Annotated in this window: 20 protein-coding genes and 1 pseudogene; 14 read left to right on the forward strand and 7 right to left on the reverse strand. The window is 60.1% G+C overall.

Annotation, left to right across the window (positions count from 1 at the left end):
* Positions 1 to 236 precede the first annotated feature (236 nt).
* Entirely contained in the window at positions 237 to 1,148 is a 912-nt protein-coding gene (locus HNQ83_RS14170; RefSeq protein ID WP_175389535.1) for an SDR family oxidoreductase, read from the forward strand.
* 58 nt (positions 1,149 to 1,206) lie between these two features.
* On the opposite strand, the gene HNQ83_RS14175 is transcribed toward HNQ83_RS14170, so the two are convergent.
* Both HNQ83_RS14175 and HNQ83_RS14180 read right to left on the reverse strand, forming a co-directional pair.
* Positions 1,207 to 1,464 carry a bacteriocin immunity protein gene (locus HNQ83_RS14175; RefSeq protein WP_175389536.1) on the reverse strand — a complete coding sequence of 86 codons (258 nt, stop codon included), beginning with the start codon at positions 1,462 to 1,464 and terminating at the stop codon, positions 1,207 to 1,209.
* 1 nt (position 1,465) lies between these two features.
* The gene (locus HNQ83_RS14180) at positions 1,466 to 3,376 is read right to left on the reverse strand and encodes an S-type pyocin domain-containing protein (RefSeq protein ID WP_372241900.1); all 1,911 of its coding nucleotides are present in this window, start codon (positions 3,374 to 3,376) and stop codon (positions 1,466 to 1,468) included.
* 931 nt (positions 3,377 to 4,307) lie between these two features.
* Between HNQ83_RS14180 and HNQ83_RS14185 the strand changes: the two genes are divergently transcribed.
* From HNQ83_RS14185 to HNQ83_RS14195, 3 genes are all read left to right on the forward strand, one after another.
* Positions 4,308 to 6,101 (forward strand): DUF1302 domain-containing protein, encoded by a 1,794-nt coding sequence (locus tag HNQ83_RS14185; protein WP_175389538.1) that lies wholly within the window; start codon positions 4,308 to 4,310, stop codon positions 6,099 to 6,101.
* Between the two features lie 23 nt (positions 6,102 to 6,124).
* On the forward strand, positions 6,125 to 7,492 hold the full coding sequence (locus HNQ83_RS14190) for a DUF1329 domain-containing protein (protein ID WP_175389539.1): 1,368 nt from the start codon (positions 6,125 to 6,127) through the stop codon (positions 7,490 to 7,492).
* A 140-nt stretch (positions 7,493 to 7,632) separates the two neighbouring features.
* Positions 7,633 to 10,185 (forward strand): LuxR C-terminal-related transcriptional regulator, encoded by a 2,553-nt coding sequence (locus tag HNQ83_RS14195; RefSeq protein ID WP_175389540.1) that lies wholly within the window; start codon positions 7,633 to 7,635, stop codon positions 10,183 to 10,185.
* Between the two features lie 168 nt (positions 10,186 to 10,353).
* On the opposite strand, the gene HNQ83_RS14200 is transcribed toward HNQ83_RS14195, so the two are convergent.
* Positions 10,354 to 11,157, reverse strand: a complete 804-nt coding sequence (locus HNQ83_RS14200) for an IclR family transcriptional regulator (protein WP_175389541.1) — start codon at positions 11,155 to 11,157, stop codon at positions 10,354 to 10,356.
* Positions 11,158 to 11,325: 168 nt separating this feature from the next.
* Here HNQ83_RS14200 and hmgA point away from each other — a divergent pair, with 168 nt between their 5' ends.
* The 4 genes from hmgA (at position 11,326) to HNQ83_RS14220 (ending at position 16,138) form a co-directional block, all read left to right on the forward strand.
* On the forward strand, positions 11,326 to 12,630 hold the full coding sequence (gene hmgA / locus HNQ83_RS14205; RefSeq protein ID WP_175389542.1) for a homogentisate 1,2-dioxygenase: 1,305 nt from the start codon (positions 11,326 to 11,328) through the stop codon (positions 12,628 to 12,630).
* Between the two features lie 3 nt (positions 12,631 to 12,633).
* Positions 12,634 to 13,938 (forward strand): fumarylacetoacetase, encoded by a 1,305-nt coding sequence (fahA, locus tag HNQ83_RS14210; RefSeq protein WP_175389543.1) that lies wholly within the window; start codon positions 12,634 to 12,636, stop codon positions 13,936 to 13,938.
* Positions 13,939 to 13,950: 12 nt separating this feature from the next.
* Positions 13,951 to 14,586 carry a maleylacetoacetate isomerase gene (gene maiA / locus HNQ83_RS14215; protein ID WP_175389544.1) on the forward strand — a complete coding sequence of 212 codons (636 nt, stop codon included), beginning with the start codon at positions 13,951 to 13,953 and terminating at the stop codon, positions 14,584 to 14,586.
* A 172-nt stretch (positions 14,587 to 14,758) separates the two neighbouring features.
* Complete coding sequence (locus HNQ83_RS14220; protein WP_256668982.1) at positions 14,759 to 16,138, forward strand: aromatic acid/H+ symport family MFS transporter; 1,380 nt, start codon at positions 14,759 to 14,761, stop codon at positions 16,136 to 16,138.
* A 56-nt stretch (positions 16,139 to 16,194) separates the two neighbouring features.
* Here HNQ83_RS14220 and HNQ83_RS14225 read toward each other — a convergent pair whose 3' ends face one another.
* Positions 16,195 to 16,998 (reverse strand): SirB1 family protein, encoded by an 804-nt coding sequence (locus tag HNQ83_RS14225; RefSeq protein ID WP_175389545.1) that lies wholly within the window; start codon positions 16,996 to 16,998, stop codon positions 16,195 to 16,197.
* A 183-nt stretch (positions 16,999 to 17,181) separates the two neighbouring features.
* On the opposite strand from HNQ83_RS14225, the gene HNQ83_RS14230 reads away from it, so the two are divergent.
* Entirely contained in the window at positions 17,182 to 18,201 is a 1,020-nt protein-coding gene (locus tag HNQ83_RS14230) for a Glu/Leu/Phe/Val dehydrogenase (protein WP_175389546.1), read from the forward strand.
* 191 nt (positions 18,202 to 18,392) lie between these two features.
* Here the strand turns inward: HNQ83_RS14230 and HNQ83_RS14235 are convergent.
* Positions 18,393 to 18,632 (reverse strand): annotated as a pseudogene (locus HNQ83_RS14235) (YebG family protein); the annotation flags it as partial.
* A 357-nt stretch (positions 18,633 to 18,989) separates the two neighbouring features.
* On the opposite strand from HNQ83_RS14235, the gene HNQ83_RS14240 reads away from it, so the two are divergent.
* Positions 18,990 to 19,490, forward strand: coding sequence for a phosphate-starvation-inducible PsiE family protein (locus HNQ83_RS14240; protein WP_175389548.1), 501 nt, complete (start codon positions 18,990 to 18,992; stop codon positions 19,488 to 19,490).
* Here the strand turns inward: HNQ83_RS14240 and HNQ83_RS14245 are convergent.
* A complete protein-coding gene (locus HNQ83_RS14245; protein WP_175389549.1) occupies positions 19,487 to 19,804 on the reverse strand; it encodes a DUF3509 domain-containing protein in 318 nt (105 codons plus the stop codon). The genes HNQ83_RS14240 and HNQ83_RS14245 overlap by 4 nt on opposite strands.
* A 313-nt stretch (positions 19,805 to 20,117) precedes the next feature.
* A complete protein-coding gene (locus HNQ83_RS14250; protein WP_175389550.1) occupies positions 20,118 to 21,494 on the reverse strand; it encodes an L-serine ammonia-lyase in 1,377 nt (458 codons plus the stop codon).
* Positions 21,495 to 21,629: 135 nt separating this feature from the next.
* On the opposite strand from HNQ83_RS14250, the gene HNQ83_RS14255 reads away from it, so the two are divergent.
* The 4 genes from HNQ83_RS14255 to HNQ83_RS14270 all read left to right on the forward strand — a co-directional run bounded on the left by HNQ83_RS14255 (position 21,630) and on the right by HNQ83_RS14270 (position 25,163).
* On the forward strand, positions 21,630 to 22,577 hold the full coding sequence (locus HNQ83_RS14255; protein WP_175389551.1) for a LysR substrate-binding domain-containing protein: 948 nt from the start codon (positions 21,630 to 21,632) through the stop codon (positions 22,575 to 22,577).
* Between the two features lie 214 nt (positions 22,578 to 22,791).
* Complete coding sequence (locus tag HNQ83_RS14260) at positions 22,792 to 23,202, forward strand: HPF/RaiA family ribosome-associated protein (protein WP_137806263.1); 411 nt, start codon at positions 22,792 to 22,794, stop codon at positions 23,200 to 23,202.
* Between the two features lie 402 nt (positions 23,203 to 23,604).
* Positions 23,605 to 24,177 carry an RNA polymerase sigma factor gene (locus tag HNQ83_RS14265; protein WP_175389552.1) on the forward strand — a complete coding sequence of 191 codons (573 nt, stop codon included), beginning with the start codon at positions 23,605 to 23,607 and terminating at the stop codon, positions 24,175 to 24,177.
* On the forward strand, positions 24,174 to 25,163 hold the full coding sequence (locus tag HNQ83_RS14270; RefSeq protein ID WP_175389553.1) for a FecR domain-containing protein: 990 nt from the start codon (positions 24,174 to 24,176) through the stop codon (positions 25,161 to 25,163). Before HNQ83_RS14265 ends, HNQ83_RS14270 begins: the two co-directional genes overlap by 4 nt.
* Positions 25,164 to 25,189: the final 26 nt, after the last annotated feature.

A 25,189-nucleotide genomic window follows, 5' to 3' on the forward strand; every position in this document is an offset into this window, starting at 1 on the left:
GCAGTCGTAAAATCTGCGGTCGTTTTCACCTGACACACCTCGTGGGATGATTTTGGGGCCGCTTCGCAGCCCAACGGGGATGAATCCCCTCGCCACAGGTTTTGTGTTCGCACTTTTTGCGGCCAATCATCCCCCTGCCTTATCGCACACCATTCAGCCTCCCCCCTGTTTATTGTGACCCGCAGCGCCGTGCCTGAAACTCCAAGGCAATGTCCCTTGGCCTGCTGGAGTTCCCCATGAATGAGTCTGTGCGCTTCGAAGATAAAGTCGTGATCATCACCGGTGCAGGTGGCGGCCTGGGACGGGCGCATGCACTGCTGTTCGCCAAACAGGGCGCCAAGGTGCTGGTCAATGACCTCGGGGGCTCGACCCAGGGTGAAGGTGCCAATGCGTCGGCGGCGGATCGAGTCGTAGCGGAAATCCGCGAGGCAGGCGGCACCGCCGTGGCCAACCACGACTCGGTCACCGACGGAGACAAGCTTGTTCAACATGCCCTCGATGCCTTCGGTCGCGTCGATGTCGTGGTCAATAACGCCGGGATCCTGCGGGACAAAACCTTCCACAAAATGGAAGACGCCGACTGGGACCTGGTTTACCGCGTCCACGTCGAAGGCGCCTATAAAGTCACCCGTGCCGCCTGGCCGCACATGCGCGAGCAAAACTACGGCCGGGTGATCTTCACCGCATCCACCTCCGGCATCTACGGCAACTTCGGCCAGTCCAACTACGGCATGGCCAAGCTCGGCCTCTACGGCCTGACCCGCACCCTGGCCATCGAAGGCCGCAAGAACAACATCCTGGTCAACGCCATCGCCCCCACCGGCGGCACCCGCATGACCGAAGGCCTGATCCCGCCGCAAGTGTTCGAACAACTCAAACCGGAACTCGTCAGCCCGCTGGTGGTGTACCTGGCCAGCGAAAACTGCCAGGAAACCTCCGGCCTGTTCGAAGTCGGCGGCGGCTGGATGGGCAAGGTCCGCTGGGAACGCAGCCTCGGCGCCGGATTCGATCCACGGGTGGGGTTCTCCCCGGAAGACGTGGCGGCTCACTGGCAGCAGATCTGTGATTTCGAGGGAGCAGCGCATCCGAAGGACAATATTGAAGCGCTGAAGGAAATGATGGGGAATTTGCAGAAGTATTCGTTGTAAAGAGAATTGAAAAAAGGGGAGCAAGCTTAAGTGCTTGCTCCCCTTTTTAGTGCTTTTGTTATTCGGCTTTGAAGCCTGGTTTTCCGTTAGCTGATCGCCAAACTTTCACTTTGTTGAGGACCGCCTCGGGTGTGGAGTCTTCGTCAGAGTCGGCATAGTAAATTAGGTCAGAGCCATCTGGATGCTCCGTTAGCTCTTCGAATAAAAGCACCGCATCTATTTGCTCTTTTTCGGTTGCGTACCCCGACTCGCAAATTTTAGTTAGGAGTTCAAGAAACTGTTTTTCTGTGTAGTCATAAATGTTTGAGCCGCTCATGTTACTTGTCTCCTTTGTGTAGCTCGGAGTGTTGTTTGGGCGTCACAACTCGAATGTTGTCGACGTCGTAGATCTCACCACCTTTAGAAATATGGTTTACATGGTGAAGCTCAAATTTTACTTGTCCACCTACTCGATCAATTTTACGCGAAAAAGGAGCCCTTCCGTTTTTCATTTCTTCAATGTTGTTTGCTCTAAATTGTTTGGATAGCTCGGGATCGTTCACAGCAGCCTTCCAAAGCGCCTCTCTAAAGGCTCGGAAACTCGAAAAGTCTCGTCCTCGGAGTTTATCCGCGATTTGATTGGGGATCGCTGCGCCTTCTCCCTCTGAGGCTGATCCTAGCCAAATGCCCGAGACAGATTCTCCAAAACCACTAGCCACACCAGGCTCATCCCGTCGATCCTTGAACACCACATACTGAGGCGGAATCCCCGACTCGGGCGGGAATACGTAGATGAAACCACCAAAGCTGTAGAGATCCAGCTCCGGGTTCGGATCGATCCTTCCTTCTAGGGCCGTTGCGGTAGCGCCGGTGTAGGGGGCAACGTCCGGTTCGGTCACCGGGAGAGTCGTTGAGGCGTTGCCCGGGCTGACAATTGGCGTCCATGTCATGCCGGGGGACTGGGCGTTCGGGCTTTCGGTCCTGTAGACGTTCGAAACTGGATCGTAGGTGGCGTGGCGTACCGGTATTTTGCCGGGCACGGTGGTGCCGTCTGTGGCAGCGACGGAGAACGCTGTGGAGTTATCCACGGTCCGGGAGCCGATCGCGACTGGCAGATCGATCTCCCCGTTGGCCGTGGCGATGGCAAGCAGTTCATCGGCGTCGTATGTCGTGAGGTCCGATAGCGGCACACTCAGGGCGAACGGTTCTTTGTCATCCCGTAGCGCGTGGTAAACCAGCGCAGCAACACCAGCGACGATCACCACGCCTGAGGCTATACCGATGGCGGCGGCTGAAGCGGTGAGTGCAGCGGCTGCTGCCGATTGCAGGGCGGTCCTGATTGCAAGGGCGGTTGCTGTTTCCAGGGCCAGCGTTCCGGCTCCAACCACGAACACCGGACCGTTTGCCGCCGCCGCGCCCGATACGCGAAATGGGCGAATGCCTTTGCCAGCATTCAACGATTGCATCGCCTCACGGAGCGCCTGTTCCTCCGCTTGCCGTTGCATCTCAAGGCGCAACTGCTCGGCTAGCCGTTGAACTTCGGCTTCTGCTTCCAAGCGAGCCTGTTCAGCAGCGAAGTACTGAGCAGCGGCTTCAGCAGCAATACGGGCTTGCTCGGCGGCCACTCGCTCGGCTTCTGCCAGTGCTGCTAACCGGGCCTGCTCTTGCGCATGGGCCAGAGCTTCAGCTTCCGCCCGGATGCGTGCCTGTTCTGCCGCGGCACGCTGCGCTTCCTGTTCCGCTGCCAATCGCGCTTGCTCAGCTGCCTGCAAGACACTGAGGGTCTGTTCCAGATTGGCAGCTCGCTGATTAAGCGACTGTAAGGTTTGCAGCAGTAATCGGCTTTCGACGGCAGCCCTGAGTGATTGATTCAAGGCTTGCATGGCAATGCCATTCGGCCCTGGCCACTTTTCCATTTTTGTGGCTATTAACATGAACTCGTTTATATGTCGGTTAAATGGATCTCCCCCATAAAACGCGTTCGCAATTGCTGTTTTGCTATGGTATTCGGCGGACTTTCTCTGCCAAAGCGTATGAAGAACTCCCCGCTCTCGGACGATTGACTGTATCGGTACAACTGGATCAGCAGGGCCTTCAGATCTTACCGCTGCCAGTTCGGCTTCGATGGAGTTCGGTAGTTGGCTGGATCGAACCTGAAGTTCTTGTTCCAGCGTTCTGATTGTGCGCCTGACGGTTTCCTGATTTTGATGATAGATCGAAACACCGGCTCCGAAGGGGCCTGGTTGCACACGATTTCCATCTCGGCGTGGAGGTATAAAGTGATCGGGTGCGAGCCCGACTATTTCGACAGGTGTATCTATATCAAGGAAGCCCGGCCTCGAATTATTATCCTTGGGTCGTGTTGGCGGTTTTTGCATTTTCATATCCTTTTGAGTTGGCACGTCGTTGGGGTACGAGTTTTTCTGTCGTACTTAAACTTCCGATTGTTCGGACGTGCCAAATCAAGTTACAGCGAAATGAAAAGTGATGGGTCTGAGAGGTGTGTAGGGGGTTACATACAGAATTGAGAGGCGTTTCGATGAGGCTGAGATAAAGGAGGGATAATCTTCTGCGTAAAAAGATATTTCGTATGGAGTTACAGGAAGTGGTTTGTAGGATTTGTTTTAAACAATAAGTTTAAATGGCTGTCGCCACAAAAAACCTCGCCCATAAAAAAGGCCGCTGCAAACGCAGCGGCCAAAGAAAGACGTTGGATCCAGGAGCTACAAATCAACGTCGGTGTACACGGGGCGATGGCTCGAAACCTTCAAGTCATCTGAAATCTGTCGCGAACGGCGAGGGCGGGACCTTTGCCGTTGCTGAGCGCTTCCAGGCTGTTTTCCGTGAAAGCCCGGCAAGAATAAGTCATTGCCAGCCAAGGAAAAACAGCGGTTCCAGACATGCACTGTTACCGGGCATGTAACAGTCCAATGACCGGATCCACCTCACTGTAGCAGCTGCCGAAAAATCCGCTCGGTAGCGGTTGAAGACTGTGGGTTTATCTGGCTCATGCGTTCCGCTGATGGCTCACCATCGAGGCCATTCATGCCCCGCGCAAAACCCCGGTCCATACACCTGATCATCCTTTGGAGGTACACCGCGAATACCTCCTTGGTGCGCTTATCGACCTTGGCGCGCGGCAGTAGGGTGAGGCCTTCTGTCACTCACCGGGGAAGACGCATGACAAAAACAACAATGCGCGCCATCTTCACACCGCAGGCGCTGGCCGCTGCGGTTGCCTTGGGCTGCTGTGCCCAGGCGCAGGCTGTTTCATTCAACATTGGGGAAATCGAGGGCACGTTCGATTCCTCGCTGTCCGTGGGCGCGAGCTGGGGCATGCGTGATGCGGATAAATCGCTGGTGGGTATCCCCAATGGCGGCAGCGGGCAGGCGTCGACCGGTGACGACGGGCGCCAGAACTTCGGCAAGGGCGAAACCTTCTCGAAGATCTTCAAGGGTATTCACGACCTCGAATTGAAATACGGCGACACCGGTGTGTTTGTCCGTGGCAAATACTGGTACGACTTCGAACTCAAGGATGAAAGCCGTCCGTTCAAGGACATCAGCGACGACAACCGCAAGGAAGGCGCCAAGTCCTCAGGCGGGCAAATTCTCGATGCCTTTGTCTATCACAACTACTCTATCGGTGAACTGCCAGGCACCGTACGCGCCGGCAAGCAGGTGGTCAGTTGGGGTGAAAGTACCTTCATCGGCAACTCGATCAACAGCATCAACCCGGTTGACGTGTCCGCGTTCCGCCGTCCCGGTGCCGAGATCAAGGAAGGCCTGATCCCGGTCAACATGCTGTTCGCCTCCCAGGGCCTGACCGACAAGCTGACGGTCGAAGGTTTCTATCAACTGGAGTGGGACCAGACCGTCGTCGACAACTGCGGCACCTTCTTCGGCAACGATGTGGTGGCCGACGGTTGCAACAAGAACTACACCGTTGCCAGCCCGGCCATCGCGCCATTGCAGCCGGTAGCCGCGGCATTTGGCCAGGGCTTCGAAGTCACCAAGGAAGGTGTCGTCGTACCGCGCGGTGGCGACCGCGATGCCCGGGATTCGGGGCAGTGGGGCACGGCGTTGCGCTGGTTGGGGGATGACACCGAGTACGGCCTGTACTTCATGAACTACCACAGCCGCACGCCCAACGTCGGTACGACGACGGCAGGTCTGTCGACGCTGGCGAGCATTCCGGGGATCGTTGCTGCCGCCAACCGCATTGCACCCGGCAGTGGCTCGGGCCTGGCCCAAAGCGTGATGCTCGGTCGCGGCCAGTACTACCTCGAATACCCGGAAGACATTCGCCTGTACGGCGCGAGTTTCTCCACCACCTTGCCCACCGGCACGGCATGGACCGGCGAGATCAGCTATCGCCCCAATGCACCGGTGCAGGTCAACACCAACGACCTGACCCTGGCCATGCTCAACCCGATCGCGGGTGGTGCTGCGTCGCCCATTGCCACCACGCCCGGCGCCGACAACAAGGGCTATCGGCGCAAGGAAGTGACACAGATCCAGAGCACCCTGACGCACTTCGTCGACCAGATCGCAGGCGCAGATCGCTTGACGTTGGTGGGCGAAGCGGCGGTGGTGCACGTCGGTGGCCTGGAGGCCCGCAGCAAACTGCGTTATGGCCGTGATTCGGTGTACGGCCAGTATGGTTTCGGCGGCGACACCGACGGTTTCGTGACCTCGACTTCGTGGGGTTATCGCGCCCGGGCGATCCTCGATTACAACAACGTGATCGCCGGGATCAACTTCCGGCCCAACCTGTCGTGGTCCCACGACGTCGCCGGTTACGGCCCCAACGGTCTGTTCAACGAGGGGGCCAAGGCCGTCAGCCTCGGTGTCGATGCGGACTACCGCAACACCTACACCGCAAGCCTCAGTTACACCGACTTCTTTGGTGGCGACTACAACACGCTCGAGGACCGCGACTTCGTGGCGTTGAGCTTTGGCGTGAACTTCTGATCTGTCTGAGAAGGATGATTTCCATGCGCAAGATGATTCTGCAATGCGGTGTCCTGGCCCTCGGTCTGTTGGCTGCGAATGTGATGGCAGCGGTGTCACCGGAAGAAGCGAACAAGCTCGGTACCAGCCTCACCCCGCTGGGGGCCGAGAAGGCCGGTAACGCCGATGGTTCGATCCCGCCGTGGACCGGTGGCATCCCGAAAAACGCCGGCGCGGTGGACAGCAAGGGTTTCCTGGCTGATCCGTTCGCCAATGAAAAGCCGCTGTTCATCATCACGGCGGCAACGGTAGACAAGTACAAGGACAAGCTCTCCGACGGTCAGATCGCGATGTTCAAACGCTACCCCGAGACTTACAAGATTCCGGTGTATCCGAGCCACCGCACCGCGGCGTTGCCGCCGGAAATCTATGAGTCGGCCAAACGTAGCGCGTTGAACGTCATCCCGACCAACGAGGGTAACGGCCTGGCCAATTTCACCGGCAATCGTTACTACGCCTTTCCGATTCCGAAGAACGGCGTCGAGGTGATATGGAACCATATCACCCGCTATCACGGCGGCAATCTGCGGCGCACCATTACCCAGGCAACGCCGCAGTCCAATGGCGATTTCACCGTCATTCGCTTCAAGGACGAGGTGGCTGTGCCGTCGCTGCTGGGGGATCTGAAACCAGGCAGCGATGACAACGTGCTCAACTATTTCAAGCAGGAAGTGACGGCGCCGGCACGACTGGCGGGTAACGTGCTGCTGGTTCACGAGACCCTCGACCAGGTCACCGAGCCGCGCAAGGCCTGGATCTACAACGCCGGCCAGCGCCGGGTGCGACGCGCACCGCAAGTGGCCTATGACGGCGTGGGGACTTCGTCCGACGGCCTGCGCACCACCGACAACTTCGACATGTTCTCCGGTGCGCCGGACCGCTACGACTGGAAGCTGATCGGCAAGAAAGAAATGTACATCCCGTACAACAGCTACAAACTCGATTCCCCCGACCTGAAGTACACCGATGTGATCAAGGCCGGCCACATCAACCAGGACCTGACCCGCTATGAATTGCACCGGGTCTGGGAAGTCGTCGCCACGGTCAAGCCCAATGAGCGGCATGTATACGCCAAGCGTCACATGTACCTCGACGAGGACACCTGGCAGGTGGCGCTGGCCGATCACTATGACGGTCGCGGCCAGCTGTGGCGTGTGGCCGAAGGGCATGCGCAGTTCTACTACGATCATCAGGTGCCGGCCTATACGGTCGAAGCGTTGTATGACCTGATTGCCGGTCGCTACATCGCGCTGGGGATGAAGAACGAAGAGAAACGCAGCTTCGAATTCAACATCGCGGCAAAAGCCGGGGACTACACGCCGGCAGCCCTGCGGAGCACGGGGGTGAGGTAATCGTCCTACAGGCTCTTACACAAAAAGGTGACCTCGCGGTCGCCTTTTTTATGGCTGCAAATCAACCTGCTGAATACTTCTTCAACAAGCGCTCGGGAGGGGGCTAGGGTGGCGCCACAACTATAAAAAGGCGCACCACTATGACTGCCATGACGACGTGTCTGGACCGTCCTGGACTTCTGCCTCGCTTATGTTCCCATCACCTGTCCCGCGAACGCCTGGTCGAGCCATTGCTGGCCTCCACGGCACGGGTGAAATTGCTCTGTGCACCGGCTGGCAGCGGCAAGAGTGCGCTACTCACCGAATGCCTGTTGCGAGCGCCGGCGCATTGTCGGGCGTATTGGTTGCCGTTGGCGGGCGAGTCGTTGAGTGTTGCCGATTTTCGCCAGCGACTGGCACAAGCGTTGGGGCTGACTGCGTCGGATGAGCCGGCATTGCTGGAGCACCTGGCCCGGTTCCAGACGCCGACCTGGCTGTTTATCGATGATTATTGCCGCGTCCCCCACCCTGAAGTCGACCGACTGCTTGACCGTTTACTGGCAGTCAGAAGCCCGTCGTTGAGTTGGTGGCTGGGCTCACGGCGACGTCCGTCCTGCAACTGGCCGCGCTTGTTGCTCGATGACGAGTTGTACGAGTGCGACGGGCATGCGCTGGCGTTTACCGAGTGCGAAGTCGAGCAGTTGCTCGGCCATGTCGAGCCGTCGCGAGCAACCAGCATCGCCAGAAGGATCATTCAGCGCAGCGGTGGTTGGTGTGCCGGTGTGCGCATCGCTTTGCTCGACGGTTGTCAGTGGGCTACCGAGCAGGACAGGCAGGGGCGTTCGGCGATGCTGCTCGATTACCTGCAACATGAACTGTTCAACACCTTGCCGCCGGAGCTGGTTGAAGCCTGGCAGGTGCTTGCCCATCTGCCACGCTTCAATGCCGGCCTGTGCGAGCATCTGTTCGGTGCCGGTGAAGGCGCGAAGGCCTTGCAGACCTTGCAGGACATGGGGTGTTTCATCGAGCCCTGGGAGGATTCCGCCGACTGGTTGCGCGTCTTCGTGCCACTGGCCCGGGCCCTGCGTGATGAGCAGGGGTCGGCCGGTCGCTCCTGGCATCGGCGTGCGTGCCAATGGTTCTGTGCCGAGGAAGACTGGCAGGGTGCGTTCGAGCAGGCATTGTTGGCCGAGGAGTTCGAGGTCGCGGTCAGTCTGCTGCAGCACTTCAGCTTCGAGCATTTGTTCCGGTGCGAGAACGTGCGCCTGTTGCTGAATCTGCATGAGCACCAGGGGCACGAACTGACCCTCGGTTCGCCGCAATTGGTCGGTCTGATCACCGCGGCACTGTTGTTTGCCGGACGCTTCGATCAGGCGGCACTGTGCATCGAGCAACTGGCGCGCTTCGCACCGCAACCAACGGAAGTTTTGCAACGGCAACTGCTGGCACGCTGGCAGGCGCAGCAGGGCTGGCTGCTGCATTTGCAGGGACGCATGGAGCCGGCTCGCGGGCACTTTGTCGATGCGCTGGCCGAGTTGGGCGCGGACGCCTGGCCGGCCCGCTTGCTGTGCCTGTCCGGGTTGACCCAACAGGCGCTGCTCAATGCCGAGCTCGATGCGGCGCAGGCCCTGAACCGTGAGGCGCTGTGCCTGGCGCGGTCGCAAGGTTCGTTGCTGTTCGAAGGTTTGCTCGAACTCGATCACGCGCAGTTGCTGGAACAGCGCGGCGCTCCCCGCCGCGCCGAGAGCCTGCTGGCCGATGTGCATGAATTGTTGTGTCGACAGGCCGATCGCCCGACGCCGCTGCTGGGACGGATTGCCCTGCGGCGTGGACGCCTGGCGCTCTGCCAGGGACAGGACGACGTGGCCGCCGAGTTTTTCCACAGCGGTCTCCAGGATTGTCTGCACAGTCAGGACAAACGGGCGTTGTATGGCTTTCTCGGGCAGGCCCAGGTGGCGGCCAATCAACGGGATTACGCCCACGCCTTTGATCGCTTGCGCGATGCCGAACGGTTGATGCAGCAACGGCAGATTCCCGACACGGTGTATCGCGGTGTTCTGCTGCAAATCAGCAGTCACTTCTGGCTGCAGCAAGGACGGCCGCAATTGGCCTTCGAAACCTTGACCCGCGTCGTGCGCCACTACCGCGGAACCCATGCTCGGCAGGCACCTCCGGCCACGGTGGAGCTGATTGCGCGGGTCGAGTATTTGCTGGTGCTCGCCGAAACCCATCTGCGCCAGGCCAGGCAACCGCTGGAGCGACTCAAGGCGTTGCTCGAACACGCGCAACAGCATGGAATGCTGACACTGGAAGCGGAATTGCAGCTGGCCATCTGCGAAGTAGCGGACCTGAGTGGCGAGGTTGACCAGGCGAAGTCAGCGTTGCAGGCAGGGCTGGAATTGGTGAGGCGCTGCCATTTGCAGCAGGCTTTGTGCGAACTGCGGCTGCGTCAACCGACCCTGCTCAGTCGTCTGGGCGTGGACGACGCAGAGCCTGCGGCGATCCTGGACGCCAGTCCGTTGAGCGGACGAGAGCTGGAGGTGCTCGGCCTGATTGCCCAGGGCAATTCCAATCAACAGATCGCCGAGCAGCTGTTTATCTCATTGCATACGGTGAAAACCCACGCGCGGCGCATTCACAGCAAGCTAGGCGTTGAACGTCGGACTCAAGCCGTGGCCACGGCGAAGAAGCTGGGTTTGATTGCACTAGGTTAGGGCCAAATGCCATTCAATCAGGCTTACAAGGTATCTGTGGCGAGGGGATTTATCCCCGCTGGACTGCGCAGCAGTCCCATCTTTTGGGGCCGTTTCGCAGCCCAGCGGGGATAAATGCCCTCGCCACAGGTACTCATCGCTAGTTCAATCTCTTCTTATCTGACTGGCTCAGGCAACAGGTTTGCTGTCCGGTTCAAAGCCCATTCGCCAACTGACCGCACGCGTGGCGGCCAGCAGGCGTTGGGCGGCCGGGCCGTTTTCATCGGCATGGAACAGTGACGTCGGGCCAACCACCGTCAGGACGGCCACCACACTCCCCATGGCGTTGAACACCGGTGCCGACAAGGCATCCACGCCAGGCATCAGCAAGCCGTGCACGTGGTGCAGGCCGCGTGCGCGGATCTGCTCGCACATGGCGGCATACACCTGATCGTCCGCCAGCGGGTGGGCCGCGTGAGCCTGCAGTTCCTGCTCGCGCAGTTCTACGGTTTCTCGCTTGGGCAGATAGGCACCGAACACCAGGCCAGTGGAAGAGCTGAGCAATGGCAACACCGAGCCCAATTGAGTCACGACCGTGACCGCACGTACCGCTGGCTCGATGTGCACCACGGTCGCGCCCTGGTTGCCCCACACCGCCAGAAAGCAGGTTTCGTTCAAGTCGTCGCGCAACTCGGCCAACGGCAGGGCAGCGACTTTCAGCACGTCCATACTGTTAAGTGCCGCCAGCCCTACGCGCAAGGCTTCACGGCCCAGCCCGTAATGGTTGGTCGCCGGATTCTGTTCGGCAAAGCCGCTGGCGATCAGCGCCTGCAGATAACGGTGCACCTTGCTGGCCGGCATCTGCACGTGTTCGGCCAGGCGCGAGAGCGACGTCGAGGGCGACAACTCGGCCAATGCCTTGAGGATGTCGGTACCCACCTCGGCGGAGCGGACTTTCTGTTTACCGTTGCTGTCGCTGGTGGGCTTTTCCATGGTGGCGCTGCTGTGATCCCGGAATGAATGGGCGTCTTTATAGCTTGACGGTCGACACCAATCAAATTACGTTATGCGTAATTGGATTACGATAAAAACAACCCCGGCGTGCCAGAACCTCTGCTTCAGAGCGACAGGCCACGGCCAAGTCCTTGTTCAGGAGGCTTCATGACCCTCGATTCAACGACGCCAGCGCTGGCCTATCAGTCAGGCTTCGGCAACGAATTCAGCAGCGAAGCGTTGCCCGGCGCACTGCCGGTCGGCCAGAACTCCCCGCAAAAAGCCCCTTACGGCCTCTACACCGAACTGTTTTCCGGCACTGCCTTCACCATGACCCGCAGTGAAGCGCGGCGCACCTGGATGTACCGTATCCAGCCGTCGGCCAATCATCCGCAGTTCGCCAAACTCGATCGGCAACTGGCTGGCGGGCCATTGGGTGAAGTGACCCCCAATCGCCTGCGTTGGAACGCCCTGGATATCCCTGCCGAGCCGACCGATTTCATCGACGGTCTGGTGAGCATGGCCGCCAACTCCGGCGCCGATAAACCGGCCGGAATCAGCCTCTACATCTACCGCGCCAACCGTTCCATGGAACGGGTGTTCTTCAATGCCGACGGCGAAATGCTGGTGGTGCCACAGCAGGGCCGTTTGCGGATTGCCACCGAACTCGGTGTACTGGAGCTGGAGCCGCTGGAAATCGCCGTCCTGCCACGGGGTTTGAAATTCCGCGTTGAACTGCTCGATCCGCAAGCTCGCGGCTACATTGCCGAGAACCATGGCGCACCCCTCCGCCTGCCGGACCTGGGGCCGATCGGCAGCAACGGCCTGGCCAACCCGCGTGATTTCCTGACGCCGGTTGCCCATTACGAACACATCGCGCAACCGACGACCCTGGTGCAGAAATTCCTCGGCCAATTGTGGGGTTGCGAACTCAAGCATTCGCCTCTGGATGTTGTGGCCTGGCACGGCAACAACGTGCCGTACAAATATGACCTGCGCCGTTTCAACACCATCGGCACGGTCAGCTTCGATCACCCGGACCCGTCGATCTTCACGGTGCTGACGTCGCCGACCAGCGTCCACGGTCTGGCCAACCTCGACTTCGTGATCTTCCCGCCACGCTGGATGGTGGCCGAGAACACCTTCCGTCCACCGTGGTTCCACCGCAACCTGATGAACGAATTCATGGGGCTGATCCAGGGTGAGTACGACGCCAAGGCTGAAGGCTTCGTCCCTGGCGGCGCGTCGCTGCACAGCTGCATGAGCGCCCACGGCCCGGATGGCGAGACCTGCACCAAGGCGATCAATGCCGATCTCAAACCGGGGAAAATCGACAACACCATGGCCTTCATGTTCGAGACCAGCCAAGTGCTGCGTCCGAGCCGTTTCGCCCTCGATTGCCCGCAATTGCAATCCAACTACGACGCATGCTGGGCCACGCTGCCCGCCACTTTCGACCCGACCCGGAGATAACCCATGACGCAGACTTCCATCACTCGCAGCTGGGTTGCTTCCGCCAACGGCCATGCTGATTTCCCGCTGCAAAACCTGCCGCTGGGCGTGTTCAGCGTGAAAGGTTCGGCGCCTCGCAGTGGCGTGGCCATCGGCGAACATATCTTTGATCTGGAGGCCGGACTCGATGCCGGTCTGTTCGACGGTGCCGCAAAAACCGCCGTCGAAGCGACCCGTGACGGTCAGTTGAATGCCTTCTTCGAACTGGGCCGTGAAGCGCGTGTGGCACTGCGCGAGCGTCTGCTGGAGCTGCTGAGCGAGGGCAGCACCCTGCACGGCAAGATCGAAGCCCAGGGCGCAAAACTGCTGCCACTGGCGGCGGATTGCGAGATGCACCTGCCGGCGAAAATCAACGACTACACCGACTTCTACGTGGGCATCGAACACGCGCAAAACGTCGGCAAACTGTTCCGCCCGGACAACCCGTTGCTGCCGAACTACAAGTACGTGCCGATCGGCTACCACGGCCGCGCCTCGACCATTCGTCCGTCCGGCACCGATGTGCGCCGCCCCAAAGGCCAGACCTTGCCGGCCGGGCAGACCGAGCCGACCTTTGGTCCGTGCGCGCGCCTGGACTATGAGCTGGAACTGGGCATCTGGATTGGCCAGGGCAACGACATGGGCGACTCGATTGCCATTGGTGACGCCGCCGATCACATCGCCGGTTTCTGCCTGCTCAACGACTGGTCGGCGCGCGACATCCAGGCGTGGGAATACCAGCCGCTGGGGCCGTTCCTGTCGAAGAGTTTCATCACCAGCATTTCGCCCTGGGTGGTGACTGCCGAAGCGCTTGAGCCGTTCCGTCGTGCCCAGCCGGCGCGCCCGGAAGGCGATCCGCAACCACTGCCGTATCTGTTCGATCAGCGCGATCAGGCCGCCGGTGCCTTCGACATTGAACTGGAAGTGCTGCTGCTGACCGAAGCCATGCGCGAGCAGAACCTGCCCGCCCATCGTCTGACCTTGAGCAACTCGAAACACATGTACTGGACCGTGGCGCAAATGGTCGCGCACCACAGCGTCAACGGTTGCCAATTGCAGGCCGGTGACCTGTTCGGTTCCGGTACCTTGTCGGGCCCTGAAAACGGTCAGTTCGGCAGCCTGCTGGAAATCACCGAAGGCGGTAAAAAACCAATCGAATTGGCGTCGGGCGAAGTGCGCAAGTTCCTGGAGGATGGCGACGAAATCATTCTGCGGGGCCGTTGCAGCCGTGAGGGTTTCGCTTCCATCGGTTTCGGCGAATGCCGTGGCAAAGTGCTTCCGGCGCGCTAAGGGGAACGGGTCATGGAGCTCTATACCTACTACCGGTCGACCTCGTCCTATCGGGTGCGCATCGCGCTGGCGCTGAAGGGGCTGGATTACCAGGCGCTGCCGATCAACCTGATCGCACCACCGGGTGGCGAGCATCGCCAGAGCGCGTATCTGGGCATCAACCCGCAAGGTCGCGTGCCGGCCTTGCGCACCGATGAAGGCGAGCTGCTGATCCAGTCACCGGCGATCATCGAGTACCTGGAAGAACGTTATCCACAGGTGCCGCTGCTGTCCAAGGAGCTCGCTGCCCGTGCCCATGAGCGCGGTGTGGCGGCGGTGATTGGTTGCGATGTGCACCCGCTGCACAACGTCAGCGTACTCAATCGGCTGCGGCAGTTGGGCCACGATGAAACCCAGGTGGTCGAATGGATCGGGCATTGGATCAGCCAGGGGCTGGCGACCGTGGAGCAACTGATCGGTGACGACGGTTACTGCTTCGGGCCGCACCCAGGGTTGGCGGATGTGTACCTGATCCCGCAGCTGTACGCGGCCGAGCGTTTCAACATTTCCCTTGATGCCTGGCCACGGATTCGTCGGGTGGCGGCACTGGCCGCTGCGCATCCGGCGTTCATCAAGGCGCATCCGGCTAACCAACCGGACACCCCTTAAAGCCTCACCCCCGACCCAACACTGTAGGAGCGAGCTTGCTCGCGATGGTCGTCAACGATAACGAGTGGTGTCTGGTGATACGCGTTTTCGTTAAGACCATCGCGAGCAAGCTCGCTCCTACAGGGGAATCGGGTCGTGTCAAAAACATAAAAAAGAAATCAGGAACCTTGCCATGCACAACCAGATTGCCAGTTTTCGCGAGGCACTCGATGCCCGTCCCGTGTCCCGTTATCAATGGCTGATCCTGTTGCTCCTGGCCCTGTTGCTGGTGACGGATGGCTACGATGCACAGGTGCTGGGTTATGTGGTGCCGGCCCTGGCACAGGATTGGGGGCTGGAAAAGGCGGCTTTCGGGCCGGTTTTCAGTGCCAACCTGCTGGGCTTGACGCTCGGCTCGCTGGCGGTGACGCCCCTGGCGGACCGCTTCGGTGTACGACGGATTCTGCTCGGCTGCGTGCTGATCTACGCCAGCCTCACGATTTTGATGATGTTCGCCGATTCCCTGAACACCCTGATGGCCGCACGTTTCATCTGCGGTATCGGCATGGGCGGGGCGATGCCCAGTGCCATGGCGCTGATGTCGGAATACTCGCCACCTCGCCTGCGTACGCTGATGGTCACGCTGGCCGCGTGCGGGTTTTCCTTTGGCGGCGCGGCGGGTGGTTTTGTCGCCGCCGGGTTCATCGACAGCTTCGGCTGGCAGTCCGTTTTCCTCGCCGGTGGCGTGACACCGCTGCTGCTGTTTCCGTTTCTGGTCTGGTTGCTGCCGGAGTCTCTTCCGCGTCTGCTGCGTGACGCACCGCCCTATGCCCGCTTGAACAAAGTCACTGCGCGCATGCTGCCAGATTGGCAGCCACCTGCTGCGTCCATCGAGCAAAACGAGCGGGAGCAGGGCAGCAAACTGACGGTGGTGGAGCTGTTCCGCAACGGTTATGCGCGACCGACGCTACTGATCTGGGCAACGTTTTTCGTCAGCCTGATCCTGCTGTATTTCATGATCAGCTGGCTGCCGTCGCTGTTGCTGGAAAGTGGCCTGAAACTCAGCGAGGCCAATCTTGTGACCTCGATGTTCCTGTTCGCCGGCACCGTCGGTGCGATTGGCATGGCCTGGATCGCCGACCGCCTGAAAAGCAAAGTGCGACTGCTGTCGTGTGTACTGGCGGGGGCGGCGGTTTGCACCATTTTGCTGGGCTTGAATCATGACAATCCGCGCTACCTGGTGGCCTCTGTATTCGCCGCCGGATTCTGCATCATTGGCGGGCAACTGACCCTCAACGCCTTCGCCAGTAACTTCTACCCGGCGCAGGTTCGCGCCACCGGCACCGGTTGGGCATTGGGTGTAGGGCGTTTCGGCTCGATCCTCGGACCGCTGTTTGGCAGCATGTTGTTGGCGATGCAGATTCCGGTGCAGCAGATTTTCTTCTTCTGTGCCGTACCGGCAGTGATCGCCGCGCTGCTGATCATGCAGGTGCGTTCGCCCTCTGACGCAACACCTGTCCCAGCCCTTACCCCTTGTGGGAGCGAGCCTGCTCGCGATGGTGGTCAACGATAACGCGCGCATTCTGAATGAGTGCGGTGTCCCTTGGTTCAACGCGAGCAAGAGCGGGATCAGTGGACGATGGAGTTGGGCGGCAAATGCCCCAGCCGCTCGGTCAGGCGAATTCGCTGGATCGGGTCATCGCTGAGCATCAGGGCATGTTCAAGGTCGAAACGCTCGGCGTTGGGGCAGTCCAGACGCTGGTAGAGGCTGGCGCGGGCCAGATAGTCCGCAGCGGTGCCGCTGCCCAATTCCAGCACGCGTTCGGCATCGATCAGGGCACCGATGTAATCGTCATTGGAAAGGTGCAACTGGCGCAGGTTGCGCGACAGGCGTTGCAGCATTTGCACGGGCTCGGCGGTGACCAGGTGTTCGGCGCTGAGCTTCATGTTCGGGCCGTATTGGCGTTGCAGCAGTTCCCGGCAATCGTTGGGGTAGAGGCGACGGCCGCCGCACGGATCGAGCAGGTGGTCTGCGCCCGGAACGCGCAGTAGAAAATGGCCGGGGAAGTTGACGCCGACCAAGGGGATTTCCAGGCCTCTGGCCAACTCCAGTGCAATCAAGCCCAAGGCGAGCGGTTGTCCACGCCGACGTTCCAATACTTGATTGATCAGTGCCACTTGTGGGCGCAAGGGCGTGAAGTCGTCCTGGGCGAACCCCAGGTCATTCATGCGCCGCAGCAGGGGTTGCGCCAGTTCACTCACCGGCAACATCGGCAAGCTGCCACTGATTCGCTGTTGCAGCGTCTTGAAATTCGCCAACAGCGTCTCGGGGTTCACCTCGCTGTCATGTTCGGCGGCAATCCATAGCGCCGCCTCGAACAGCGCGGGCGGTGAACGTTGCAGACAGGCGAAAAACGATTGGCGCGGGGTCATCAAAATCTCCGGTCAATGCCTCGTTTTAGCCCCGTCTTTGCCATTCGTCCAGTACTGGTCAGGGGGAGCCAAGGGTTATTTCCGAATACCTGAATGGCCGCTACGCTTATTCCGGCGCGCTTCTGCAATTTTTGTGCGCAAGCCTATACTGGCGACTACAAGAAGTGATTCGGGAGCCTTACGATGTTCGCTCTCATGCAAAGCACTCGCCTTGAATCGCTGCATCTGAGCGTCGACCCGGCCACCGGGTTGAAGGCGGTCATTGCCATCCATAACAGTCGCCTGGGGCCCGCCCTGGGCGGTTGTCGTTACCTTGCTTACCCCAGCGACGAATCCGCTGTCGAGGATGCCGTGCGCCTTGCCCAAGGCATGAGCTACAAGGCTGCCCTGGCCGGCCTGGCGCAAGGCGGCGGTGTGGCGGTGATCGTTCGCCCGGTTCACGTGGCTGATCGCGCCGCGCTGTTCGAAGCGTTCGGGCGATGCATCAATCAGCTCGACGGTCGCTATATCACGGCCATCGACAGCGGCACGTCAGTGGCAGACATGGATTGCATTGCCCAACAAACCCAACACGTCACCAGCACCACGTCGGCAGGCGACCCTGCACCCCACGCGGCAATGGGCGTGTTCACTGGCATTCGCGCTACCGCTATGGCGCGATTGGGCAGCGACAACCTCGAAGGTTTGCGCGTGGCCATTCAGGGCCTGGGCAACGTGGGCTTTGCCCTGGCGGAACAACTGCATGCCGCTGGCGCCGAACTGCTGGTCAGCGACATCGACCACGGGAAGGTGCAGCTGGCCATGGAGCAACTCGGCGCACACCCGATTGCCAACGACGCACTGCTCAGCACGCCTTGCGACATTCTGGCGCCGTGCGGTCTGGGTGGCGTGCTCAACAGTCATAGCGTGACGCAATTGCGCTGCTCGGCGGTGGCGGGGTCCGCGAACAACCAGCTGACCCATCTGGACGTCGCCGATCAGTTGGAACGGCGTGGCATCCTGTATGCGCCGGATTACGTGATCAATGCCGGCGGGCTGATCTACGTGTCACTCAAGCACCGGGGTGAAGAGCTGGCGACCATCACTGCGCACCTGTCGAAAATCAGTTCGCGCCTGACCGAAGTGTTTGCCCATGCCCAGGCGGAAAAACGCTCGCCGGCGCGGGTGGCGGATGAGTTGGCGGAAAAAGTCCTGTACCGCTGACGTGGCGGTTTTTCACCTGGCATGAAAAAGGCCCTGAGTCATTCGACTCAGGGCCTGTTCAATTCGGCTGTCACTTACTTTGCCGCTTTGGCGGCCTTGGCTGGCTTGGCCGGGGCAACCGGCTCAACGACCGCCTCTTCGACGGGAGCCGCCACTTCAACGGGTTGCGGAACCTCAACCGGCGCGCTCAGCAACTCGGACAAGGCGTCCGGCTGGCTCTTGAACGCCTTGGCGAACACATCGCGATTCTTCGCCATGTAGATCCCGGCTTCTTCCACTTGCTGTTCGGTCAGGGACGGAACGGCTTTTTGCAACACCTCAGCCAGCAACTCGGCCAGCTCGAGCATTTTGTCATGACGGTCAGCTTCGGCTTTATCCATGAACAAGCGCTCCAGATCTCGGCTGCTGCGGTATACCACTTCGACGGCCATTCACCACCTCACATGCCTTCACATTTGGTTGTCTGATTCGACTACTGTATTTATATACAGCGAAAAGCATAAGCGAATCGCTGGGGTTTGGGTAGTGGCTTTTTAATGTAGACCGGTTTTGGGGTTTGTCATTGGGATCGAGTTGCTCCCATCGCGGGCAAGCCAGCTCCCACAGGTCCTGCGATGGCCAGAAGAGGTGCGACCAAACGCCACGGGGCGCAATCTACAGCGGCTCGCCATGATGGCGTGGCCCTCTTTCTGCATAAACAGTTTCTGCATGGATCAGCCACTGCATGCAGAACAAACGTAAAGTCCAACCCGCATTATCCGGTCGAACCGACCTAAGGAAGCATCATCGTGAAAATCAACTGGGCCGAAAACCTGCGGCAGAACGTGCACCAGCTGGCGGAATCCCTGGGCAACCTGTTCGTCGAGACCTTTCACTACCTGGCGCTGTTCGCCATCGGTGCCGTGACTGCTTGGGCGGCGGTGATGGAATTTCTCGGGATGATCGAGCAAGGGCACATCAAGATCGATGACATCCTGCTGCTGTTCATCTACCTGGAACTGGGGGCGATGGTCGGGATTTACTTCAAGACCAACCACATGCCGGTGCGCTTCCTGATCTATGTGGCGATCACTGCGCTGACACGCCTGCTGATTTCCAACGTATCGCACCACAATCCGCCGGACCTGGGGATCATTTATCTGTGCGGCGGGATTCTGTTGTTGGCGTTCGCGATTCTGGTGGTGCGTTACGCCTCGTCGCAATTTCCATCGGTGAAAATTGAAAACCCGCATCGCAAAACCGGTGCGGGCTCCAGTGAACACCCGGAAGTCGAAAAGGGCGAAATCTAAAGCCCCAGGGTGGGGCGGTGGCGGCCCTTGGCCGTGGGCGGTGGCAGGTTACGCGGGCTGCCGTCGGTCATGGATTCAAGGATGGCCACCGCGCTGTGGCCCTGTTCGATGGCGATGCCGAACTGAATGCTTTGCACCAGGCGTTTGAGGCGCTCGGGGTCATTGCGTTGTTCGGCACTGATCATGCGCTTGGCGACGACTCGACCGCTGTTGGACAGGGTCAGCATGATGCTGCCATCGAGTCCCTGAATGCTCAGGTTGATTTGATAATCCGCTGCGAAAGCATCGGTAATGAGCTGAAAAGGGTTGTCCATGATGCGTCACCGCCTGATTGAACGTGCAGTTGTTGACCGGTCGTGATCGGGATTAGTTCGCAACACCAGACCATCGGCCATTCCATAGCCATTTCGCCATCAATGCTTGCAACAGGGATGTAGCAAGGGGCATGCCGGATAGATTGTCCGACAATCAGGCCCCTTGTAGGAGCGAGCTCTGCTCGCGATGGTCGTGAACAATAACGCTGGAAACCAGATGTCCCGCGTCGCCTGTGGCTTTTTCGCGAGCAGGCTCGCTCCTACAGTAAGTGCCCGTTTCAGGGCAATAAAGCGTGTCGTGCCTCCAAAGCGATCAGCACTCGACCCAGCTCACCGCCAGGCCACCCCGTGACGTCTCTTTGTACTTGTCATGCATATCGGCACCGGTATCGCGCATAGTGCGGATCACCCGGTCCAGGGAAATGAAGTGTTTGCCGTCGCCGCGCAGGGCCATTTGCGTGGCATTGATCGCTTTCACGGCAGCGATCGCGTTGCGCTCGATACACGGCACTTGCACCAGCCCGCCCACCGGGTCGCAAGTCAGGCCGAGGTTGTGTTCCAGGCCGATTTCCGCGGCGTTTTCCAGTTGTTCCGGCGTGGCACCCAGCACCTCCGCCAAACCCGCAGCGGCCATGGCGCAGGCCGAGCCGACTTCGCCCTGGCAGCCGACTTCGGCACCGGAGATCGAGGCGTTTTTCTTGCAGAGGATGCCGACGGCCGCTGCGCCCAGAAAGAACGCCACCACGTCGTCGTCCGAGGCGTCGGGATTGAACTTCATGTAGTAGTGCAGCACCGCCGGAATGATCCCCGCCGCGCCGTTGGTCGGTGCGGTGACCATGCGTCCGCCGGCGGCGTTTTCTTCGTTCACCGCGAGGGCAAACAGGTTGACCCATTCCATGGCCGACAAAGTCGAGGTGATCACATTCGGCTTGCCGATTTCCAACAGGTTGCGATGCAACTTCGCCGCGCGACGGGGAACATTCAGGCCGCCGGGCAGGATGCCTTCGTGGTGCAACCCTTGCTCGACGCACTCGCGCATCACTGACCAGATGTGCAGCAGGCCCTGGCGGATGTCTTCGTCACTGCGCCAGGCCCGTTCGTTGGCCATCATCAATTCGGAAACCCGCAAGCCGTGCTGTTCGCAGAGCTGAAGCAATTCGACAGCGCTGGAAAAGTCGTACGGCAGCACGACGTCGCTGGCGGGGGCCACGCCGGATTCGGCTTCGGCCGCTTCGATGATGAAACCGCCGCCGATCGAGTAGTACGTTTGTTCGAACAGTTCGCCGGTTTCGCCAAAGGCGGTCAGCGACATGGCGTTGGGGTGGTAGGGCAGGCTCTCGTCGAGCAGCAGGAGATCGCGTGACCAGTCAAAGGCAATGGTTGCCTGGCCGGCCAGAGACAGTTCGGCGGTTTCGCGCAGGGTGTGGATGCGGCTGTCGATGGTGGTGGGATCGATACGGTCCGGCCACTCGCCCATCAAACCCATGACACAGGCGCGATCGGTGGCGTGACCGACGCCTGTCGCCGACAGGGACCCATAGAGTCGGATTTCTACTCGCCGCACGTCGGATACAACACCCTGATTGACCAGGGCCTGGGCGAAGGTCGCCGCAGCACGCATCGGACCGACGGTATGGGAACTGGACGGACCGATGCCGACTTTGAAGAGATCGAAAACACTGATAGCCATGCTAAAGCCTATGCCTGCAATGGAGGATGAATCGCTGCCATTTTTGTAGGACAAGCGCACTTTCAGCGATACTGCCAACCTCGGTCCTACGTGACCAACGAAACTTCCTAAGACAGCCTTTAGCAGGACTAAACGATGAGTCGTCAATTGCATGCCCAGACTTATGTGTGGCTGCAGGTGTTTTCCTGTGCCGCCCGGCACTTGTCGTTCACCCGCTGCGCCGAGGAACTGCACATCACGCCGGGCGCGGTCAGCCAACAGATTCGCCAATTGGAAGATCGCCTGGGGTTTCGCCTGTTTCACCGGCGTGCCCGGGGCGTGGAACTGAGTGCCGAGGGCCAGCGCCTGGCCATCACCGTCAACGAGGCCTATGGCAGCATCGATGCGGAGTTGCGCAGGCTGGATGCCGGCATGATCAGCGGAACCCTGCGGGTGCGTTCGATTCCATCGTTCCTGAGCAAATGGCTGACGCCGCGCTTGCCGCGTCTGCAGCAGCGCTTTCCGGACATCCAGTTGCGCCTGGTGGCCGAGGACAGCAGCGTGCCGTTGCATGAGGGCGACTTCGACCTGGCCATCGACCTGAACGACGGCAGCTATCCCGGCCTGTTATCCACAGCCTTGCTCGATGAACAGATTTTTCCGGTCTGCGCGCCGGGCTTGTTGCGTGGTCGTCCGCCGCTGCATGGCCCGGCGGACCTGATGCATTTCCCCTTGCTGCACGACATCACCGCCTGGCGCGGCAGTTACGAGTATGCGGAATGGGAGTTCTACCTCAACGCCATCGGCTTCGAAGGGGCGGATGTGCGGCGTGGGCATACGTTCAATCGCAATCACCTGACCATCGAAGCGGCCATCGCCGGAATGGGCGTGGCCATTGCGCGGCGAACGCTGTTGAACGACGAGTTGGAGCGGGGGGCGCTGATCGTGCCGTTTGGCTTGGCGGTGCCCAATCACAAGCGCTACATGCTGCTCTATGCGCCGGGTGCGTTGAGCCATCCGGGCGTGCGCGCGGTGCATGACTGGCTGGTGGAGGAGGCGGGGATTTTTCGCGCTCTGCACCCGTTGGGAGAGCAGCAGATGTGAGAAATTGTGACAAAGGAACGGGTCGACCCAACTCCCGACCTTAACAGCGCTTTTACCGGTTGTCCGGCTTTTTTTACGATTACAAATTTATCTTTTTTCAGGGGTTGAATTGTTCAGCGTACAGACCGATTGTGTAACCAAGAGGTCACGGTGACGACGCCCAAGGGCTTAGCTGACCGGCCTCTCGCGAGCTAGCTGAAATAAGGGATGAACTATGCAAATCCAAGTCAATAGCGATAACCATATTCAAAGCAGTAAACGACTGGAGGAGTGGGTACGAACCACCATTGAGAGCACGCTCGAACGTTATGAGGAGGACTTGACCCGAGTCGAGGTTCACCTGCGGGACGAGAACGGCGACAAGCCCGGTCCCCACGATTTGCGCTGTCAGCTGGAAGCGCGGCCAAAAGGCCACCAACCGATTTCTGTCACCCATAAAGCCGCCAACCTGGAATTGGCGATCGACGGAGCCGCCGAGAAACTCGAACACGCCCTTGAACATCTGTTCGGCAAACTGCGTGGCAAACCACGCGCTGCCGTGGTGCCCTTCGAGCGCAGGCCTCACGCCGACAAGCTGCTGGAAGAAGAGTTTCTTGAAAACGAACAGGCTGCGCAAAACGCTTGAAGCCTGATTGACCCTCCCTATGAAAACGGGCCTGCAATGCAGGCCCGTTTTGTATCTGGTGTTCACCGTTCACCATGCTGAAGGCTTTTGTGGCGAGGGAGCTTGCTCCCGCTCGACTGCGAAGCAGTCGTAAAACCTGCCACCCGGATCGGACTGATATAGCTCATTGAAGGGTTTTGGGGGGCGCTACGCACCCCAGCGGGAGCAAGCTCCCTCGCCACAATTAATCTCTGGGCCGGCGATTAGAACGCCACCGGAGTCTGCCCGAAAATGGCAAGGCTCGGCTCAGGGGCGTCGGAGTGACAAGCAGGTCTCATCCGACAACTTTGCGTATGAGAATATTTATCATTAGTATTGCGCCTCGCTGGCCAACCCGATTGCCCTTAGCGCAGTACCGAACCGATGATCACGAGTCCTCCCGAACCCCAAGACCTTGCGCAGGATGAACCGCGGAGTGACCGTGCACATTTTCTCCAGGTGTTCCTCTCGCAACGCTCGCAAATGGAAGCGCTGGTGAATCGCCGCGTCGGTTGCCGGGCGACGGCGGCCGATCTGGTGCAGGACTTGTTCCTGCGTTTCTGGCGGCGGCCGCTGGTGCAGGTCGAGGAACTCAGCACCTACTTGTTGCGTTGCGCCGGCAACATCGCCATCGACCATTTGCGTAGCGAAGGTACGCGGGCGCGGGCGAGCGAAGGCTTGATGGCCGAACCGTCGGACAGCGTCGGTGGCGAGCCGCAAGCGGCGCTGGAGGCGGGTAACGATTTGCGGAATGTCGAAGTGGCGTTGCGCGCGTTGCCTGAGCGCACGCGGCAGATCTTCCTGCTCAACCGCATCCATGGCCGCAAATATGCCGAAATCGCCAAGGCTATGGGCTTGTCCCAAAGTGCCGTGGAAAAACATATGATGCGCGCGCTCGAGGCCTGCAAGGCCAGCCTGCGGGAACCGGAACCGCGTACGCCAGGGAAAGCACCGTGAATAACGTCCAAAGCGTCACTCCGACGCCCGCTCAGGAACAGGCCGCGCTGGCCTGGCTGAGCCTGCTGCATGACGAGCCGAGCAGTGGCGATCAGGCCACGTTCAGTCAGTGGCTGCAGGCTGACCCGGCGCACGCCGAGGCCTACGCTCGTGCGCAAGTGCTGTGGGAGTTGAGCGAAGTGCCGGCGCGCACCCTGGCCGATGAAGACGCACTGGCCCTGCAGCGTTACCTCAACGCCATGAATCATTCGCGTCGTAACAGCGTTCGGCGCTGGTCCGGTGCGCTGGCGATGGCCGCTTGCCTGTTGCTGATGATCAGCCTCGGCACCGGTTGGCAGCCGTTGCGCTGGTTGGAGGACCTGGGCGCTGACTATGTCTCGGCACCGGGGGAAATCCGCACCGTCACCCTGGTCGATCAGTCGCAAGTCACCCTTGATGCCGACAGTGCCATCGCGGTGGATTTCAGCCGTGGTGAACGGCATGTGCAGGTGCGTCGCGGTGCCGGTTTCTTCAGCGTGACTCACACCGGTGAGCCGTTCGTGGTCGACGCGGAAAAGGGCCAGGCGCGAGTGCTGGGTACGCAGTTCGAGGTGCGCCTGCAACCCCATGGCGCGCAGGTCACGGTGTTGTCCGGTCGCGTTGCCGTGACGGCGGATAAGGATGGCGCGCAGCAGATTCTCACCGCCGGCCAGCAAGTGGCCTATGGCGAAGGCACGGCGCAACCGTTGCACGCGGTGGACAGTGAGGCGCAACTGGCGTGGCGCCAGGGGTGGCTCAATTACTACAAGGCGACCTTGGCCGAGGTGGTACAGGACCTGACGCGGTATTACCCGGGGCGGATTGTGTTACTCAACGATGAACTGGCCCAGCGACGGGTCAGTGGCAGCTTCCCGAGCAAGGACCCGCAGGCGGTGTTGGGTTCGTTGCAGGGGGTGTTGGGGTTTGAGCAGCATCAGGTGTTGGGGCATCTGATTATTTTGCGTTGAAGCGGCCGGCCTCTTCGCGAGCAGGC

The organism is Pseudomonas sp. C2B4, from assembly GCF_013359695.1.
In the GTDB taxonomy this organism is placed as follows: Bacteria; Pseudomonadota; Gammaproteobacteria; order Pseudomonadales; family Pseudomonadaceae; genus Aquipseudomonas.

What these genes read in the sequence shown, in the direction of transcription:
- hmgA (WP_175389542.1), top strand. Translation starts at nt 11,326, where the DNA reads ATGACCCTCGATTCAACGACGCCAGCGCTGGCCTATCAGTCAGGCTTC.
- HNQ83_RS14225 (WP_175389545.1), bottom strand. Translation starts at nt 16,998, where the DNA reads ATGACCCCGCGCCAATCGTTTTTCGCCTGTCTGCAACGTTCACCGCCC.
- HNQ83_RS14250 (WP_175389550.1), bottom strand. Translation starts at nt 21,494, where the DNA reads ATGGCTATCAGTGTTTTCGATCTCTTCAAAGTCGGCATCGGTCCGTCC.
- maiA (WP_175389544.1), top strand. Translation starts at nt 13,951, where the DNA reads ATGGAGCTCTATACCTACTACCGGTCGACCTCGTCCTATCGGGTGCGC.
- HNQ83_RS14265 (WP_175389552.1), top strand. Translation starts at nt 23,605, where the DNA reads ATGATCACGAGTCCTCCCGAACCCCAAGACCTTGCGCAGGATGAACCG.
- HNQ83_RS14220 (WP_256668982.1), top strand. Translation starts at nt 14,759, where the DNA reads ATGCACAACCAGATTGCCAGTTTTCGCGAGGCACTCGATGCCCGTCCC.
- HNQ83_RS14255 (WP_175389551.1), top strand. Translation starts at nt 21,630, where the DNA reads ATGAGTCGTCAATTGCATGCCCAGACTTATGTGTGGCTGCAGGTGTTT.
- HNQ83_RS14185 (WP_175389538.1), top strand. Translation starts at nt 4,308, where the DNA reads ATGACAAAAACAACAATGCGCGCCATCTTCACACCGCAGGCGCTGGCC.
- HNQ83_RS14175 (WP_175389536.1), bottom strand. Translation starts at nt 1,464, where the DNA reads ATGAGCGGCTCAAACATTTATGACTACACAGAAAAACAGTTTCTTGAA.
- HNQ83_RS14230 (WP_175389546.1), top strand. Translation starts at nt 17,182, where the DNA reads ATGTTCGCTCTCATGCAAAGCACTCGCCTTGAATCGCTGCATCTGAGC.
- fahA (WP_175389543.1), top strand. Translation starts at nt 12,634, where the DNA reads ATGACGCAGACTTCCATCACTCGCAGCTGGGTTGCTTCCGCCAACGGC.
- HNQ83_RS14190 (WP_175389539.1), top strand. Translation starts at nt 6,125, where the DNA reads ATGCGCAAGATGATTCTGCAATGCGGTGTCCTGGCCCTCGGTCTGTTG.
- HNQ83_RS14200 (WP_175389541.1), bottom strand. Translation starts at nt 11,157, where the DNA reads ATGGAAAAGCCCACCAGCGACAGCAACGGTAAACAGAAAGTCCGCTCC.
- HNQ83_RS14245 (WP_175389549.1), bottom strand. Translation starts at nt 19,804, where the DNA reads ATGGACAACCCTTTTCAGCTCATTACCGATGCTTTCGCAGCGGATTAT.
- HNQ83_RS14170 (WP_175389535.1), top strand. Translation starts at nt 237, where the DNA reads ATGAATGAGTCTGTGCGCTTCGAAGATAAAGTCGTGATCATCACCGGT.
- HNQ83_RS14195 (WP_175389540.1), top strand. Translation starts at nt 7,633, where the DNA reads ATGACTGCCATGACGACGTGTCTGGACCGTCCTGGACTTCTGCCTCGC.
- HNQ83_RS14260 (WP_137806263.1), top strand. Translation starts at nt 22,792, where the DNA reads ATGCAAATCCAAGTCAATAGCGATAACCATATTCAAAGCAGTAAACGA.